Annotated in this window: 15 protein-coding genes and 1 riboswitch; of the genes, 5 read left to right on the top strand and 10 right to left on the bottom strand. The window is 43.9% G+C overall.

Annotated features, from left to right (window positions below; translation table 11 throughout):
- Positions 1-38 precede the first annotated feature (38 nt).
- The 5 genes from UQ64_RS06610 (at position 39) to UQ64_RS06590 (ending at position 5,147) form a co-directional block, all read left to right on the top strand.
- Positions 39-1,289: a methyl-accepting chemotaxis protein gene (locus UQ64_RS06610; RefSeq protein ID WP_060622679.1), complete on the top strand. Its 1,251-nt coding sequence runs from the start codon at positions 39-41 to the stop codon at positions 1,287-1,289.
- A 187-nt stretch (positions 1,290-1,476) separates the two neighbouring features.
- Positions 1,477-1,572, top strand: a riboswitch (cyclic di-GMP riboswitch).
- A gap of 127 nt (positions 1,573-1,699) precedes the next feature.
- Positions 1,700-3,334 carry a thiamine pyrophosphate-binding protein gene (locus UQ64_RS06605; RefSeq protein ID WP_245237870.1) on the top strand — a complete coding sequence of 545 codons (1,635 nt, stop codon included), beginning with the start codon at positions 1,700-1,702 and terminating at the stop codon, positions 3,332-3,334.
- Positions 3,335-3,343: 9 nt separating this feature from the next.
- The gene (locus tag UQ64_RS06600; RefSeq protein WP_060622678.1) at positions 3,344-3,712 is read left to right on the top strand and encodes a carboxymuconolactone decarboxylase family protein; all 369 of its coding nucleotides are present in this window, start codon (positions 3,344-3,346) and stop codon (positions 3,710-3,712) included.
- 40 nt (positions 3,713-3,752) lie between these two features.
- The gene (locus tag UQ64_RS06595) at positions 3,753-4,103 is read left to right on the top strand and encodes a hypothetical protein (RefSeq protein ID WP_060622677.1); all 351 of its coding nucleotides are present in this window, start codon (positions 3,753-3,755) and stop codon (positions 4,101-4,103) included.
- Between the two features lie 51 nt (positions 4,104-4,154).
- Positions 4,155-5,147 (top strand): 3-oxoacyl-[acyl-carrier-protein] synthase III C-terminal domain-containing protein, encoded by a 993-nt coding sequence (locus UQ64_RS06590; RefSeq protein WP_060622676.1) that lies wholly within the window; start codon positions 4,155-4,157, stop codon positions 5,145-5,147.
- Positions 5,148-5,224: 77 nt separating this feature from the next.
- Here the strand turns inward: UQ64_RS06590 and UQ64_RS06585 are convergent, their stop codons facing one another.
- From UQ64_RS06585 to UQ64_RS06540, 10 genes are all read right to left on the bottom strand, one after another.
- Entirely contained in the window at positions 5,225-5,440 is a 216-nt protein-coding gene (locus UQ64_RS06585; protein WP_060622675.1) for a helix-hairpin-helix domain-containing protein, read from the bottom strand.
- 15 nt (positions 5,441-5,455) lie between these two features.
- The gene (glpK, locus tag UQ64_RS06580; RefSeq protein ID WP_209445726.1) at positions 5,456-6,949 is read right to left on the bottom strand and encodes a glycerol kinase GlpK; all 1,494 of its coding nucleotides are present in this window, start codon (positions 6,947-6,949) and stop codon (positions 5,456-5,458) included.
- Positions 6,950-7,067: 118 nt separating this feature from the next.
- Positions 7,068-8,504 (bottom strand): ATP-binding protein, encoded by a 1,437-nt coding sequence (locus tag UQ64_RS06575; protein ID WP_060622673.1) that lies wholly within the window; start codon positions 8,502-8,504, stop codon positions 7,068-7,070.
- A complete protein-coding gene (locus UQ64_RS06570; RefSeq protein ID WP_036676174.1) occupies positions 8,505-9,221 on the bottom strand; it encodes a response regulator transcription factor in 717 nt (238 codons plus the stop codon).
- Positions 9,222-9,298: 77 nt separating this feature from the next.
- Complete coding sequence (gene ccsA / locus UQ64_RS06565) at positions 9,299-10,561, bottom strand: cytochrome c biogenesis protein CcsA (protein ID WP_060622672.1); 1,263 nt, start codon at positions 10,559-10,561, stop codon at positions 9,299-9,301.
- Positions 10,558-12,243 carry a cytochrome c biogenesis protein ResB gene (resB, locus tag UQ64_RS06560; protein WP_060622671.1) on the bottom strand — a complete coding sequence of 562 codons (1,686 nt, stop codon included), beginning with the start codon at positions 12,241-12,243 and terminating at the stop codon, positions 10,558-10,560. Before resB ends, ccsA begins: the two co-directional genes overlap by 4 nt.
- Positions 12,243-12,764, bottom strand: a complete 522-nt coding sequence (locus UQ64_RS06555; protein ID WP_060622670.1) for a redoxin domain-containing protein — start codon at positions 12,762-12,764, stop codon at positions 12,243-12,245. Before UQ64_RS06555 ends, resB begins: the two co-directional genes overlap by 1 nt.
- A 120-nt stretch (positions 12,765-12,884) precedes the next feature.
- Positions 12,885-13,643, bottom strand: a complete 759-nt coding sequence (locus UQ64_RS06550) for a pseudouridine synthase (RefSeq protein WP_042129634.1) — start codon at positions 13,641-13,643, stop codon at positions 12,885-12,887.
- Positions 13,644-13,663: 20 nt separating this feature from the next.
- Complete coding sequence (locus UQ64_RS06545) at positions 13,664-14,008, bottom strand: hypothetical protein (RefSeq protein ID WP_060622669.1); 345 nt, start codon at positions 14,006-14,008, stop codon at positions 13,664-13,666.
- A 65-nt stretch (positions 14,009-14,073) separates the two neighbouring features.
- Entirely contained in the window at positions 14,074-14,562 is a 489-nt protein-coding gene (locus tag UQ64_RS06540) for a spore maturation protein (protein ID WP_060623248.1), read from the bottom strand.
- Between the last annotated feature and the right edge of the window lie 31 nt (positions 14,563-14,593).

Genomic DNA, 14,593 nt, shown 5'->3' with positions numbered 1-14,593 from the left:
CACTAATACATAATATTAATAAGGAGGACATTATACCAATGAACTGGATGCATAAACTTCCGTTAAAACAAAGAATTGTTGCCGGATGTTACCTCGTTGCCGCACTATTTGCCATTCCTGTTTTAGTTACTTTTATGATCTTAGGCAACATTATTTTGGGTATTGTTCTAATCGTTGTTCTTGCTGCATTAACTTTACCCGTTGCCCGCTTTGTCGAGAGAACGCTTACATCTTCTTTCGATGACATCGCGAATGTATCTCATAGTATTTCAAAAGGGGATTTTACTAGTAGGGCCGACGAGAACGGGTCTATGGGGGACGTAAGTCGTTCCTTTAATACTATGATTGACAAGCTCAAGAAGATTCTGACAGAAGCTTCGCAGATTACTCGCCAAGTGATGGATGCAAGCCGCGGAATCGAAGATAAGAATCAGAACTTAAAAATTGTCATGGCTCAAGTAGCCTCTTCGTCCAACGAACTAGCTCTTGGTGCAAATGAAATATCTACGGATATCGCTGAAATGACAGAATCCATTAAAGATATTGAGAATAAAGTATCCAATTATACGAACTCTACAAAAGAAATGAACAGACGTTCAATACATACCTTAGAACTAGTTGAGCAAGGACGCCAATCCGTTGATACTCAAGCTGAAGGCATGCGTAAAAACATCCAAGCTACTCAAAAAGTAGCTGATACTATCGAAGCCCTTTCTCATAATGCTCGCGGAATTACGATGATCACAAAGACCATTACAGAGATCGCTGAGCAGACCAATCTCTTATCGCTAAATGCCTCTATTGAAGCAGCACGTGCCGGAGAGCATGGTCGGGGATTTGCTGTTGTCGCACAGGAGGTTCGTAAACTAGCTGAAGAATCAACGGCTTCAACGAAGGAAGTTTTCGGTTTGGTTCGGAGCATCGAAACTGATATTAAACAAGCGATTGACAATATTGCTATCAACGAAGAGGTTGTACAGGTACAGAATGAGATGATCACTCAATCTGCTCATATCTTTGCTCAAATTGTGCAAAGTGTGCAGTATATTACTGAGCAGATTTCTTCCTTCTCTGCTGAAAGTGACCTTATGTTGGAAAGTGCCTTAAAAATCTCAAGTGCAATCGAGAATATCTCTGCGATCACGCAGCAAACCGCTGCCGGTACCGAAGAAGTTTCGGCAGCTATGAACGAACAAATTAATGCCCTGCAGTCCGTCGCAGAAGAAACTGAAAAAATGACGCAGGCTGTATTTAATTTACAGAAGACAATCCATATCTTCAAATTTTAAGTAACTGACTAATCGTACAAGCAAACATAAACTGCCCCTAAGTTTGACTTAGGTGGCGGTTTTTTTACGTCCATTATTTCATATGTTAGACAAGACTTTCGTCAAAATTCGAGTTAATTTGCGATAATATATTGACAAAGGGCCTCTAGGAATATATTGTAAAGGAAAATTCTTCTTATAAATTTAAAAATTATATTGGCAAAATCTTCGAAAGAGGATGACGCAAAACCATGGATCTACAGCCTCATGTTTAATCTGAGGCCATGACAGCCAGGTTGCAGAAACCAAGACGACTGAACTATTGTTCAGTCTCTATGGCGATTTATGCCACCAACCTGTGCCCTATTTTAGAGCACAGGTTTTCTAATGTTTGATTTCAAAATAACAATCAACTTGTGAGGTGTATTTTTTTGAAGACAGTCGCAGATTACATGTCGGAAGCACTACGGAACCTAGGTGTTACCCATTCCTTTGGCATTATTGGCAAATCCATTTGTCCTATCGTTCTTAAAATGGTAGATTACGGTATTGAATTTATTCCTGGGAGACATGAGTCCAGTTCCGGCTTCGAAGCAGCTGGGTATGCGCTGAAAACTGGAAAACTAGGTGTAGCTTTTGGTACTTCAGGTCCTGGTGGAACAAACCTTTTAACTGCAGCAGCACATGCTAAGGCTAACAACCTACCTGTCCTATTTATTACTGGCCATCAATCTATTAAAGAGCTTGGAATTCCCCAATGTCAGGACTCTACCTCTTTTCTAGCTGATTTAGCTGATATGTTTAGACCTGCTACCTTATATAGCAAGCTTATTGAACGTGGAGATCACTTTAGCACGATCTTTAATCATGCCATATCCATTGCTTTGAGCGGTAACCGCGGCCCAGTTCACCTTTGTATTCCCTTTGATGTACAAACGGAATTGCTGGAGGAATGTAATATTGTAATCCCTGAACGTGAATCACTGGTTAGCCATGCTAATATTGACCGCGTACTTGATGCTATTAATAACTCAAAGAATCCCATAATTATCGCTGGTAAAGGCGTTAACCGCTCAGGAGCACATAGTGAGCTAATTCAATTAGCGGAAACATTTACTATTCCTGTAGTTACATCTCCAGGTGGTAAAGGGGCTATAGCTTGGGATCATCCACTCTATCACGGTCCAATTGGAGTAGGCGGCTGTACCCATGGGGATGACTTGCTGAATCAAAGTGATCTATTTATCGTTCTCGGCTCACGTTTAAGTGATATGACTATTTGTAATCTTAAACGAGAAAATCATCCTACAACATTAATTCAGTTTGATAGCGATCCGACTTTTGTCGGAAAAATATTGTTCTCTAAAACAATTCCAGTGACTGGAGATCTACGCGACAATCTAGTTTGCTATCTCAATCATATTGACACGAACAACATCACAAAACGCGAAGCACCGACAAATTCCGATTATACCGAAGAGCTTCCGATTTTACCAAACCTTTCACTTGCATCGGTCTTGAGTACGATGAGTGATTTGATTCCTTATAACAGCACAGTCTTTGTTGATGATGGAAGTCACGGTTTCCATGCTGCGAAATGGTACAAGGTTAAGAAACCGGGCAGTTTTGTTTTCGATGCTTACTTTGCTTGTATGGGTAATTCCATCGGGATGGCGATTGGTGCAAAGGTTGCGGCTCCAGAAGAAACGATCTTCTGCATTACAGGAGATGGCTGCTTTATGATGCTAGGGGCAGAGATCAACGCTGCTGTCTGCAAGGATATTCCTGTCATATTCATTGTTGTAAACAATAAACAGCTAGATATGGCTCTAAAAGGTATGGAAAAGACTACAGGACGTATTGACGGAACTATCTACGAAGTCCCTATGGACGCTGTAAAATTCGCAGAATCACTAGGCGCTACAGGGTATAAATGTGAGACAGCGGAGGAATTCGAAACAGCCATTAAGGACGCTGTTGCAATCAACCGTGTTGCTGTCATTGAACTGTTAACAGACCGTGATGAGGTCCCTCCGACTGCTCACCGTACTTTAAACCTAAATTAGGAGGTTACTATGAAAGACAATGTAAACAGTGGTCTTAACCACTTCACGAATCTCTCAGGAGACTACGGCGCTAAAGCACTGGCTCCGATTAAAGAACATTTCCCTGACTTGGCTGAATTTATTATGGGGAATGCCTACGGCGATATTTTCCAACGCAACACAATTGAAGCGGACTGGAAAGAAATCGCAGTTATCTCTGCTCTGATTGCTATGGGTCAGTTCGATCAATTAGGTGTTCATTATGTCATGGCTCTTCGTGTGGGAGTTACTGTAGAACAACTCAAAGGTATTCTATTACACTTAGTACCCGCTATAGGGGCACCTAGAATCATCACCGCTTTTAATATTCTTCTCGAAACGATTGAAGAAATAAAGTAACTATTTTCAGTAAAATTAAAATATTGGGAGAGATGTTAACGTGGGACAGTTTATTTTAAAGACAGACACTACTAAAAAAGTGATCAATATTGAGCTGGAAGGAACATTTTCTGAAGAAGATGGTCTGAAATCCATCCAAGCTTATCAACAAACTATTAATCCTCTCACTCCAGCAGACTATGAATTACAAATCGACTGCAGAAAGCTAAACGTAACTGCACCTGATGTTGTACCTCTTTTAGAAGGTTGCTTCGTAATGTTTAAGAATGATGGATTTGTAAAAGTAAATCTAACCCTTGAAAATAACCCAATTCTTAAAATGCAGCTTGCTCGTCTGGGTCGTAAAGCAGGACTAGATAACATCGAGATCATTTCCACCGTTACAGCTTAATTCTTCATATAAATAAAAAAACCATAGAGTTTTTCAGGAGGATTCATTCATATGACCGGAATTCGTATTCAAGACATTGATATCTATCATCCTAGTAATAAAGTTGGTAACGACTTTTTTATTAAGCATTTTGACGAAAAGGGTATTGATATCCGAGGTCTACTGACCACTTTAGGTCGTGATACGCGCTATAGCATTAAGAATGAGGAAGAAAATTCTCTTACGATGGCTTTCGAGGCTGCCAGTAATGTGTTGGATAAAAATGGTCTCACTGGCGCTGATATCGATCTTATTGCCTATGCAAGTCAAACTCCTGAATATATCTTTCCTACTAACTCTTTAATGATTCACCGTTTAATTAACGGCGCATCTCATACAATTTGTATAGATAGCAACGCTAACTGTGCAGGTATGACTGCTTCCGTAGAACAGGTGAGCCGTCAAATGCAAGCCAATCCTAGAATTAAGCGTGCTTTGGTCATTGGATCCGATTATTTAGCACCTCATGCAGATAAGAATGATCCAGTCTATTATGCTAACTTCGGTGATGCAGCTGCGGCAGTCCTTCTTGTGCGCGATGATAATGCGGTAGGCTTCATTGATTCTGTCTATCAAACAGACACATGCGTTTACGGCAACTCCATGTTCCCGGCTGAAGGCTTGGCTAATCTGGGTAGAAAAGGCGTCGCGGCTGGAGAATTCAATGTGAAGTTCATTCCATTTGATGATTCCATTTGCGTAGATGCTGCTTCTGAATCGATTCGCACGCTTCTATCTGATAACAACATAGCGCCTGAATCTATTAAAGCGGCCTGTTTCTCACAGCTTTCACTGCCTAATATCGTTGGTGTTTGTGAAAAAGTAGGTATTGATCGTGATGCAGCGGTTTACATAGGTGATGAATTCGGATACACCTCCACCAGTAGCCCGTTTATTGCTCTACACAAAGCAATTACTACAGGAAAGATCGAACGTGGTGATAAAGTTCTGTTTTGGACAGTGGGTGCCGGATGGCAAAATGTAGCGTTTGTTATTGAATATTAATTGTTGCAACACAAAAAGCGGCAAGCCAAGGATAGATCCTTAGCTTGCCGCCTTTTAGTATAGATATGAACGCCAGATCAGGACTTACCTGCGAAGGTTAGACCCTTCTCCGCGAGCGCACTCCGTAATTGAACGATCGTCTTTGGACCCAGTCCATGTAGTTTCAGAAGCTCTGACTCAGTGAGCTTGGTGAATTGATCAAGCTGTACATAACCAGCACCATGAAGCGCTCGAAGCGCTGGCTTAGATAGCCCGCTAGGTAGATCAGATTCTGTTCCGTTAACCATAGACATGTCCCCAGTCTCCTTCTACTGATATCTTTCATGTTTCTCCCAGCCCATAGTACGCGCTACAGCGTCTTTCCAGGCGTTGTAACGTCGTTCGCGCTCATCCATACCCATGACAGGCGAAAAGACTCTCTCCGCTTTGTTGAAGCTTTCTAGCTGTTCTCTTGTCCAGACCCCAGAGGTTAATCCAGCAAGGAGCGCTGCACCCAGCGCAGTCGTCTCCGCATATGTAGTCCGAGTAACTTCACTTCCGAGGATATCAGACTGGAACTGCATCAGCAAATCATTACGAACAGCTCCCCCATCTACACGAAGACCGGTCAATGGCATTCCTGCGTCTTTTTCCATAGCCCCTATTACGTCTCTAGACTGAAAGGCTAATGATTCTAACGTTGCTCGTACCAAATGCCCCGAAGTCGTACCTCTCGTCAGACCGAATACGGCTCCACGTGCGTACATATCCCAATAAGGCGCACCCAGTCCAGTGAAAGCTGGTACGACGATAACCCCTTCACTGTCCTCTACTTCCCGCGCTTTATCTTCTGAGCCTGCTGGCCCGGTTATGAGCCCTAGTCCTTCCTGAAGCCATTGTACAGCCGCTCCGGCTACAAATACACTACCCTCGAGCGCATAATAGAGTTCATCTCCCATTCCCCAAGCCACAGTGGTCAACAACCCATGACTGGAGACTACAGCTTCTGTACCTGTATTCATTAGAATAAAGCATCCAGTTCCATATGTGTTTTTGGCACTGCCGGGTTCAAGACAAGTATGTCCAAACAAAGCAGCTTGTTGATCCCCCAATACAGAGTGAATAGGTATTTCTGTCCCGAACCACTGCGCGTCTGCTGCTCCAAATTTACTACCGGACATCCTCACTTCTGGCAGGATGGAGCGTGGTACACGAAGCTCCTCCATTAGCTCTTCGTCCCAGCAGCGCTCATGTAAATTAAATAGCATCGTACGCGATGCATTAGTTACATCAGTAGCATGTACAGCCCCGCCAGTAAGCTTCCAGATTAGCCAGCTGTCTACTGTCCCAGCTAGTAGCTCACCATTATTCGCCCGCTCTCGTGCGCCGTCAACATGATCAAGAATCCAGGAGAATTTTGTTGCAGAAAAATAAGCATCCACAACGAGTCCCGTCTTGCTAGCAATGAGTCCCTCTAACCCCTTACTCTTGATCTCTTCACACAGCTCTGCAGTGCGTCTGTCCTGCCACACAATCGCAGGATAAATCGGATTGCCTGTTGCTCTATCCCAGATCAGGGCCGTTTCCCTCTGATTTGTAATTCCAATGGAATATATTTCCTGAGGCATTATCCCGCCCTGAGTAATCGCATCTCTTGCAGCTGCAAGCTGTGACGCCCAGATTTGCTCTGGGTCATGCTCCACCCAGCCAGGGTGTGGGAAAGATTGTTCAACCTCATATTGCCCTTGTGAGACGATTCTAGCGTCCTCATTGAACACTATGGCTCGTGAACTGGTAGTCCCTTGGTCTAAAGATAAAATCATTTGATGGCCTCCCAAGCATAAACAATGAGATATGTTCCACGATGAACAAGATTAATGTATTTGTTTCAACAAAAAGCACCTCTGCTGTCAGAGGCGCTATCACACATTGTGTTTGGAATTACTGTTTTTCGACAGGAAGTCTTAAGGTAAAGGTTGTACTTTCACCCAATTTACTGGAAGCTGAAATGGTTCCGTGATGCGACTCAACAATATTTTTAACAATCGCAAGCCCAAGTCCTGTTCCACCTGATTCTCCCCGTACGCGTGCCTTATCGGCTTTGTAGAAACGATCAAATATATACGGCAGATCTTCCTGCGGAATACCTACGCCTTCATCCTGAATTTTAATTTCAAGATAGCGACGCCCTTCTAAGACACAAGTTCCTGTATAAACCGTGATCTTCTTGCCATCCTGAGTATGACGAAAAGCATTATCGAGCAAATTGGTTAAGACCTGCTCTAGCTTATCTTCATCAGCCGCCTTAAGAACAAGGACATCGCTCTCTTTGTTTAGCTGCAGATGAATATCACGCTCTTTCGCACGTACGGAAAATTTACGATACACTCGTTCCAGCAGTTCATTCACACCTACTTCTGCCTTCAACATATCCGTATGTCCAGCTTCCATTCGCGCAAGGTCGAGCAGATCCTTTACAAGACGTCCCATACGGAGGGATTCATCATGAATGACCTGAATCAGTTCACTGCTTTCTTCTGGTGAAGAAGCCATGCCGTCAAGTAAAGCCTCACTATAACCTTGCATCATCGATAATGGCGTCCGAATCTCATGAGAAACGTTTGCCACGAAGTCACGGCGCATTTTTTCGAGTCGTACTTCTTCAGTCACATCACGTAGAACAGCAACTACTCCACGAATGCTGCCCTCAGAATATAAAGGTGCCATATGGACGGACCACACGCCCTGCCGGACATGTACATTAGAACGCTCATCGCCGCCTTGTTTCAACGTGCTCAAAAATAAAGGACGCAGGGGAGGTGGAACATTACTCTCAGCCGTTTCCGAATGAGGTTCAATGTCACTCTCTTGTTCCCACTCCAAATCGCTCCAGCTCTCAAGTAGCGATTGACCATGCGGATTGGTCAGAATAATCTGACCTTCGATGTCAAAGGTGATTACAGCATCACTCATGCTACGTAATACACTGGATAGATGACCCTTCTCATGGTGCAGACTGCGGATATTCTCTTCTAACTCCTCAGCCATATGGTTAAAGGAAGTCGCCAATTGACCGATTTCGTCGCTTGTGACAAGCGTCAGCCTTGTTCCGTATTCACCACGTCGAATGTTGTTTGCAGCCTCGATGACACGTTGCATCGGTTGAGTGATCTTGGTAAACAAGAACAACGCGAAGAATGTCGTCAAAGAAAATCCGATCATGCAAGTATACATAAATAAACGTTTGATATCGCCGGAATTGGCAAAGTTACTGTCGATATAGGGAAGCAGAAACAACCCGAGTGTTATAAGCACGACAGCGACCAGGCAGATGATCGTGACCCACAGTTTGCCGACAAGACTTCTCCAGAAGTTCACTTATTTAGGTACCTCAAGTTTGTAGCCTACACCCCATACGGTTGTAATCATCGCCGCGGATTCCGGTGATACCTTATTCAGCTTTTCACGAAGACGTTTAACATGGGTATCGACTGTACGCAAATCTCCAAAAAACTCATAATTCCAAACATCCTTAAGCAGTTCTTCACGAGAGAACACTTTATCCGGCGAAATCGCCAAATAATGCAGAAGTTCGTATTCTTTCGGTGTCAGACTCACTTCTTCACCGCCAGCAGTAACACGGTGCGCGTCATGCTCAATAATAAGATGAGTAAATACGATGTTATTACTGGAGTTACTCTCTTTGGACAAAAATGCTGTTGCCGAAGAACGGCGCATAATGGCCTTCACGCGATAAATCACTTCGCGAGGGCTAAATGGCTTCACGACATAATCATCAGCGCCCATCTCAAAGCCCTGTACACGATTAATCTCTTCGCCTTTAGCTGTAAGCATTAAGACTGGCGTTGACTTAACCCCTCTGAGTCGGGTCAGCACTTCCATTCCATCAATACCAGGCAGCATAACATCCAGCAAAATTAGACCGTAGTCATTTGCTGTTGCTTTACGAAGAGCGATTTCTCCATCTTCTGCTTCATCGATTTCATAGCCTTCTTTTTCAAGATACATCTTAAGCAGGCGGCGAATGCGTTCCTCATCATCCACTACCAGAATTCTGTTTAAATGATCTGCCATTTCACAACAACCCCTTCATCAAATACAGTAGAACGTAACCTTAAATCCATTGTGCTGTGTTAGCAGGTTAACTATGCTCAGTCCGTCCCCGCATAAGAATGAAGACCGGCGATGACTAGATTAACGCCAACTAAGGTAAACATTACGACCAAAAAGCCTAGAACAGCAAGCCAGGCAGATTTTCGCCCTTGCCATCCACGAGCCAATCGTAAATGAAGATAAGCACTATAGAAGAGCCAAGTAACGAGTGCCCAGACTTCTTTGGGGTCCCATCCCCAGAATCTTCCCCAAGCTATTTGCGCCCATATCATTGCAAAAATCAAAGCGCCTAATGTGAAAATAGGGAAGCCAATGGCTATCGCCCTATACGTAATCTCATCTAGATCGCCTTCATCAATTCCGTCCATAACTGGGTGAATCGCTGCGCCTAGCGGCTTGCGAACGATCAAGCGAAGAATTCCGTAAAGGAGTAATCCGGAAAGAATCGACCAGATTACAGTATTAAACTTCCGACCAGCATTCACACCATTCATCCATGAAGGAGCTTCAAAGAGAGGTTCTTTCATGCCAAGAAACGACTGGAAGCTTTCAATTTCGCTATTGTGAGGAGCCACAATCGGCGGCATTCGATAACTCACTTTCTCTATTGTACTATTTTCCTGCCCTGCGCTGTCAATCGTAACGTTGGGACGGACAAAAACAGTCTCATAACCTGCTCCGCGGAAAGCAAAAACTGAACCCAGAAACCCAATTATAACAATGATTGAAAAGAGAGTAAATTCAATAAGCCTCTGTTGCTTACGATCCGCCTTCTCTTTACTAGCAAAATTCACGGTCCGGAGCAGATACATCAGCCCTGCCGCAAATCCTACTGCAAAAAAGGATTCACCTAGTGCTGCCAGTGTTACGTGAATCTTGAGATAGTTCGATTGCAGGGATGGAATTAATGGCTGAACCTCCTGTGGAAATACAGCTGCGTATGCCATCACAATAATGCTAATTGGAACTGCAAACAGACCAAGAATAACCTTGCGATAGATCGCGTACATCACTGTAAAGGCTACCATAACCATCATAGATAAGAAAGTCATGAACTCATACATATTGCTAACTGGAATATGTCCTGAACCCGCCCAGCGCGTAAAGAAATAAATAAGATGAAAGATAAGACCTATAGAAGAAACAATAAAAGCTATTTTCCCCCATCGAGCAGTATGTTCCTCTGGCTTGCGGCCCGACCACTTGCGACCCATGATAGCGATAGTGAATAACATAAACGAACCGCTGTACAATAAGAATGCGGCAATAAAGACAGCACTGCTGATATCGAGCAAGCTCATGTTAGGCCTCCTCCATTATCTATTGATTTTTCATCGACTACCACATCTACTTTTTCTAAAATAGAAACGATCTCACGACGGAAACCGAACCAGTTCTTGTTCGTATGACCTCCGAGTATTAGCTCTCCGTTCACAACGGTAAGCCAGATGCGTCTATGCTGCCAGTAAAATCCAAGGACTAAACCCAGCATCACGATTGCTGCACCTAACCATACAAAAGGCATTGCACGATCAATACGTATATTCAAGTATGTAGTCGATTCCGAAAAATCAACATCGCTCATGTTGTCCACTTCAAGCTCAAGAAATCTATTGCTGCCAGCAAGCTTATCGTTAATAGCTACCTGCTGAAACTGAGACTTATCTACCTGCTTAGGAAAATAGAAGTACTGCTGCCCTTCCGCTGGCAAATTCGGTCCTTGAATCAAGAACAAGAATGCTGGTGCATTTGGATAAGGCGATTTAGATATCGGCTGCCCATCCTCATTTAATCCAAAATCCATATACTTTTCTTTTAAAGTCATCGTATAGGGTCCCGCTGTAATCGTTCGCTGCGGATTCTTCATGTCCAGTTTGAATTTACCATATGTCTCCCCTGTGGTGGAATTCTTAAGTCCAGGCTGAACGGAACGCAGCACAGGTGTTAAATCATAATCAAACTGATACGCTTTCAATCCTTTATAATCCAAAGGTGAGTTTACTTGGATATCATGTGTTGTCACCTCGGCAAGCTGCGGTTCCTTAGTAGGATCTCCGCAATCCGCGGTACATTTATATAGCACAGCTTTAGTTTGGAATAATTTCGGAAGGATTTTTTTGCCACGAAACTCCTCAGGCATCTCTTCATCCGTATAAAATTCTACGGTGAATTTCTCGTTTTTTAAATAGTAGGTAGTATCTGGAATCTGTGTAATCTCCCCTTGTGGGAAAGCAAGATGCTGATCCATGTTGAGACCCGGCAATCCTCTTGCCAGTACAGCTAGTAAAAAAATAATCAAACCAATATGTATTACGTAAGGTCCCCAGCGGCTGAAGCGGTGTTTCTCTGCTAGCAGAGCTCCTCCATCCTTCTTGACTCGATAGCCCTTTTTACGCATAGGCTGAATCACTCGAGCAACCCAAGCTTCTGGTTCTTCTTGCACTTCAGTGACTAGCACGGCCTTTTGCCGAGTTAAGAACTGACGATGTTTCCGAATCTTCTGTCTAGTTAATGCCTTATATAGCGGAAGTACTCTGTCCAAACTACAAATGACTAATGAAGCGCCAATCATTACGAGTAGAGTCACAAACCACCAGGATTCGTATGTATGTGAAAGTCCAAGCCTATAGTAGATGTCCCCAGCTGTTCCATACTCCTGCTTATAATAACTTGATGCATCAATATTAAGAAAAGTACTCTCCTGAGGGAATATTGTTCCCAGCATAGAGCCTAACAGTGTCAATACGATTAGATAAATCGCTATTTTGACGGATGAAAAAAAGTTCCATACGCGATCAATAATGCTTGGATTAACGCGCTGCGAACGACGGGCTACACCATCATAACGCATCTCCAGATTCTCGCCCCAGTCCGATTCTTTGCCAAGCGGCTTTCCGCATGCTTCACATAGAACAGTGCCTACAGGGTTCTGGTGGCCGCATTCACATTTGGTATTGGTTATAAAAGCCTCGCGTTCACTCATCAATCCACCAGCTTCCCAATTTGATCATCTAGTGAATCTAAATCAAGCTGGCCAATATGAATGCTGTCAATTTTACCCTTTGCATTAATAAAAAAAGTAGTTGGGAGTGGAGAAATACCATAGCTTCGCACAGCGTCTCGTCCCGTGTCCATCAAAATCGGAAAATCAATGTCGACCTGCTTCACAAAATTCTCGACAGTCATCTGATCTTCGCCTACGTTGATTCCAATCACGATTACATCTTTGTCCTTCCATTTCTCCCATTGTGCTTGGAGAGCCGGCATTTCTTTTACACAAGGTGTGCACCATGAGCCCCAGAAATTCAGCACAATAGCCTTACCCTTATACTCGTCTAACGTATGCCCAAGGCCATCAAGCCCCAGCAAATCAATGGCAGGCGCTTTACTACCTTCCTCTGGTTTACCGCTTCCACCAAATACAGAGGAACCAATTGCATAACCACCTACTAGAACGATTAGAAACAGAATTACGATTTGAATTGGTTTTCTCGCTTTACCCACATGTAAAGCCCCCTTCTGTGACGCAACTCATACTTATGTTGTAAGGTGTGAACATCCTATGAACATTATAGCGAATTTAGTCACAGCATTAGGGGGTTTAATTGTGAATATTGTGTGTCTTTATGACTCTTTACGTGGAGTTCTTTCTTTGAGCAATCCTGCTTTGGCAATTTGCTGCAGATGGTTAATTTCATCTTTGGTCAAATGACGGTAGGATCCACGTTTAAGATTTTGCAGCATAATATCCCCGAAAGAAATCCGCTTCAGACGGATGACGGGGTGTGAAATTGCATCAAACATGCGTCGTACCTGACGGTTACGTCCCTCATGAATCGTAATGCTGATTACCGCTTCTTTATTCACTTCATCAATATCTTTGTACTCCACTTCGGCAGGCGCTGTCATACCATCTTCCAGCTTAATCCCGGCTTTTAGCTTGTCCAGTGCAGTACCGTGCGGGATACCCTTAACCGTAGCATGATACGTCTTAGGCACATGATGCTTAGGATGGGTAAGCAAGTTAGCGAAATCCCCATCATTCGTTAACAGCAGCAATCCTTCCGTATCGTAATCCAGACGGCCTACAGGGTAAACCCGTTCTGTAATTCCTTTAAGGTAGTCTGTTACAACCTTACGACCCTTTGGATCGGAAGCACTTGTAATTACTCCTTTAGGTTTGTTGAACATAATGTAGATTTTGTTCTCGCCCCGGATCAGTCTACCGGAGACTTTAATAATATCTGTTGCGGGGTCCACCTTCGTGCCAAGCGTAGTTACGAGTTCCCCGTTGACTTCCACTTTACCGGCCAAAATCATTTCTTCACACTTACGTCTGGACGCCACACCGGCCTGCGCCAAAATTTTCTGTAATCTTTCCATTTTCGACTAGTCACCTCAGATTAATGATAACCATCAGAGGGATAAATCACAAGTTCATTCCAAGGAAAAAATGCTCCTGGGCAGTAATTATTGTGGGGTTCGATGATTAAAGGGGAGATTTGGTAGCGCTCTACCAGTTCGAGAATGAGTCTACCCGTTGCAAATTGCTGCTCTTTCTTTCCAGATACTGGAGGAATGCCGTCTTCCCTGCTGAAATCACCCTCCAAGCAAATGTGAATATACTCCGGATCAGTCAGCAGTGGTGCCGCATATATAGCTCCGTCCACACCAACCCAGAAATCAAAACCTTTGCCATTAATGGAAGTACAACGAGACTGATGTAGAATAAAACCTTTATAGTTCATAGCGGAATCCCTCCCTCCACATTGCTGCAATAGCATATGTCGAGGAAGGATAGGGCGTGACGCCTCTATCCAAAAAGTAAGAGGCAGACCGCGATCGCAGCGACGAAGCCAATAACATCGGAGAAGAGACCTACCTTAAGTGCATAACGGCCGTTACGCACACCTACAGCTCCAAAATAAACCGTTAATACATAGAGAGTTGTGTCCGTGCTGCCCTGTATGGTGGAGGCAATCATGCCGATTAAAGAATCTGGGCCATGAACGCGAATCAGATCTGTGGTATAAGCAAGCGAGCCTGTCCCTGTGAGGGGCCGCAGAAGGCCAAGTGGTAGTACTTCTGGAGGTACGCCAAACCCCCGCAGTGCAGGAGATATGAATCCCATAAGGAAGTCGAGTGCGCCCGATGCGCGAAAGACGCTAATCGCTACAAGCATTCCCACAAGATGAGGAATAATCGCGATTGCCGTACCAAATCCATCCTTCGCCCCTTCAACAAATGACTCATACACTGGGACTTTACGCGTAAATGCATAGAGCGGGATGAACGTAATCATGACCGGAATCGCCCATGCCGATATGAGACTG

Origin of the sequence: Paenibacillus etheri (assembly GCF_001012825.1) — a bacterium.
GTDB lineage: Bacteria > Bacillota > Bacilli > Paenibacillales > Paenibacillaceae > Paenibacillus_AQ > Paenibacillus_AQ etheri.
Note: the sequence above shows the minus strand (reverse complement) of the source record. Positions and strands in the feature narration are given on the sequence as shown.

Excerpts from the sequence above, each read along its gene's own strand:
- glpK (WP_209445726.1), bottom strand. The coding sequence starts at position 6,949 with ATGATTTTATCTTTAGACCAAGGGACTACCAGTTCACGAGCCATAGTG.
- UQ64_RS06585 (WP_060622675.1), bottom strand. The coding sequence starts at position 5,440 with ATGTCTATGGTTAACGGAACAGAATCTGATCTACCTAGCGGGCTATCT.
- ccsA (WP_060622672.1), bottom strand. The coding sequence starts at position 10,561 with ATGAGCTTGCTCGATATCAGCAGTGCTGTCTTTATTGCCGCATTCTTA.
- UQ64_RS06610 (WP_060622679.1), top strand. The coding sequence starts at position 39 with ATGAACTGGATGCATAAACTTCCGTTAAAACAAAGAATTGTTGCCGGA.
- UQ64_RS06545 (WP_060622669.1), bottom strand. The coding sequence starts at position 14,008 with ATGAACTATAAAGGTTTTATTCTACATCAGTCTCGTTGTACTTCCATT.
- UQ64_RS06550 (WP_042129634.1), bottom strand. The coding sequence starts at position 13,643 with ATGGAAAGATTACAGAAAATTTTGGCGCAGGCCGGTGTGGCGTCCAGA.
- UQ64_RS06600 (WP_060622678.1), top strand. The coding sequence starts at position 3,344 with ATGAAAGACAATGTAAACAGTGGTCTTAACCACTTCACGAATCTCTCA.
- UQ64_RS06540 (WP_060623248.1), bottom strand. The coding sequence starts at position 14,562 with ATGATTACGTTCATCCCGCTCTATGCATTTACGCGTAAAGTCCCAGTG.
- UQ64_RS06570 (WP_036676174.1), bottom strand. The coding sequence starts at position 9,221 with ATGGCAGATCATTTAAACAGAATTCTGGTAGTGGATGATGAGGAACGC.
- UQ64_RS06590 (WP_060622676.1), top strand. The coding sequence starts at position 4,155 with ATGACCGGAATTCGTATTCAAGACATTGATATCTATCATCCTAGTAAT.
- resB (WP_060622671.1), bottom strand. The coding sequence starts at position 12,243 with ATGAGTGAACGCGAGGCTTTTATAACCAATACCAAATGTGAATGCGGC.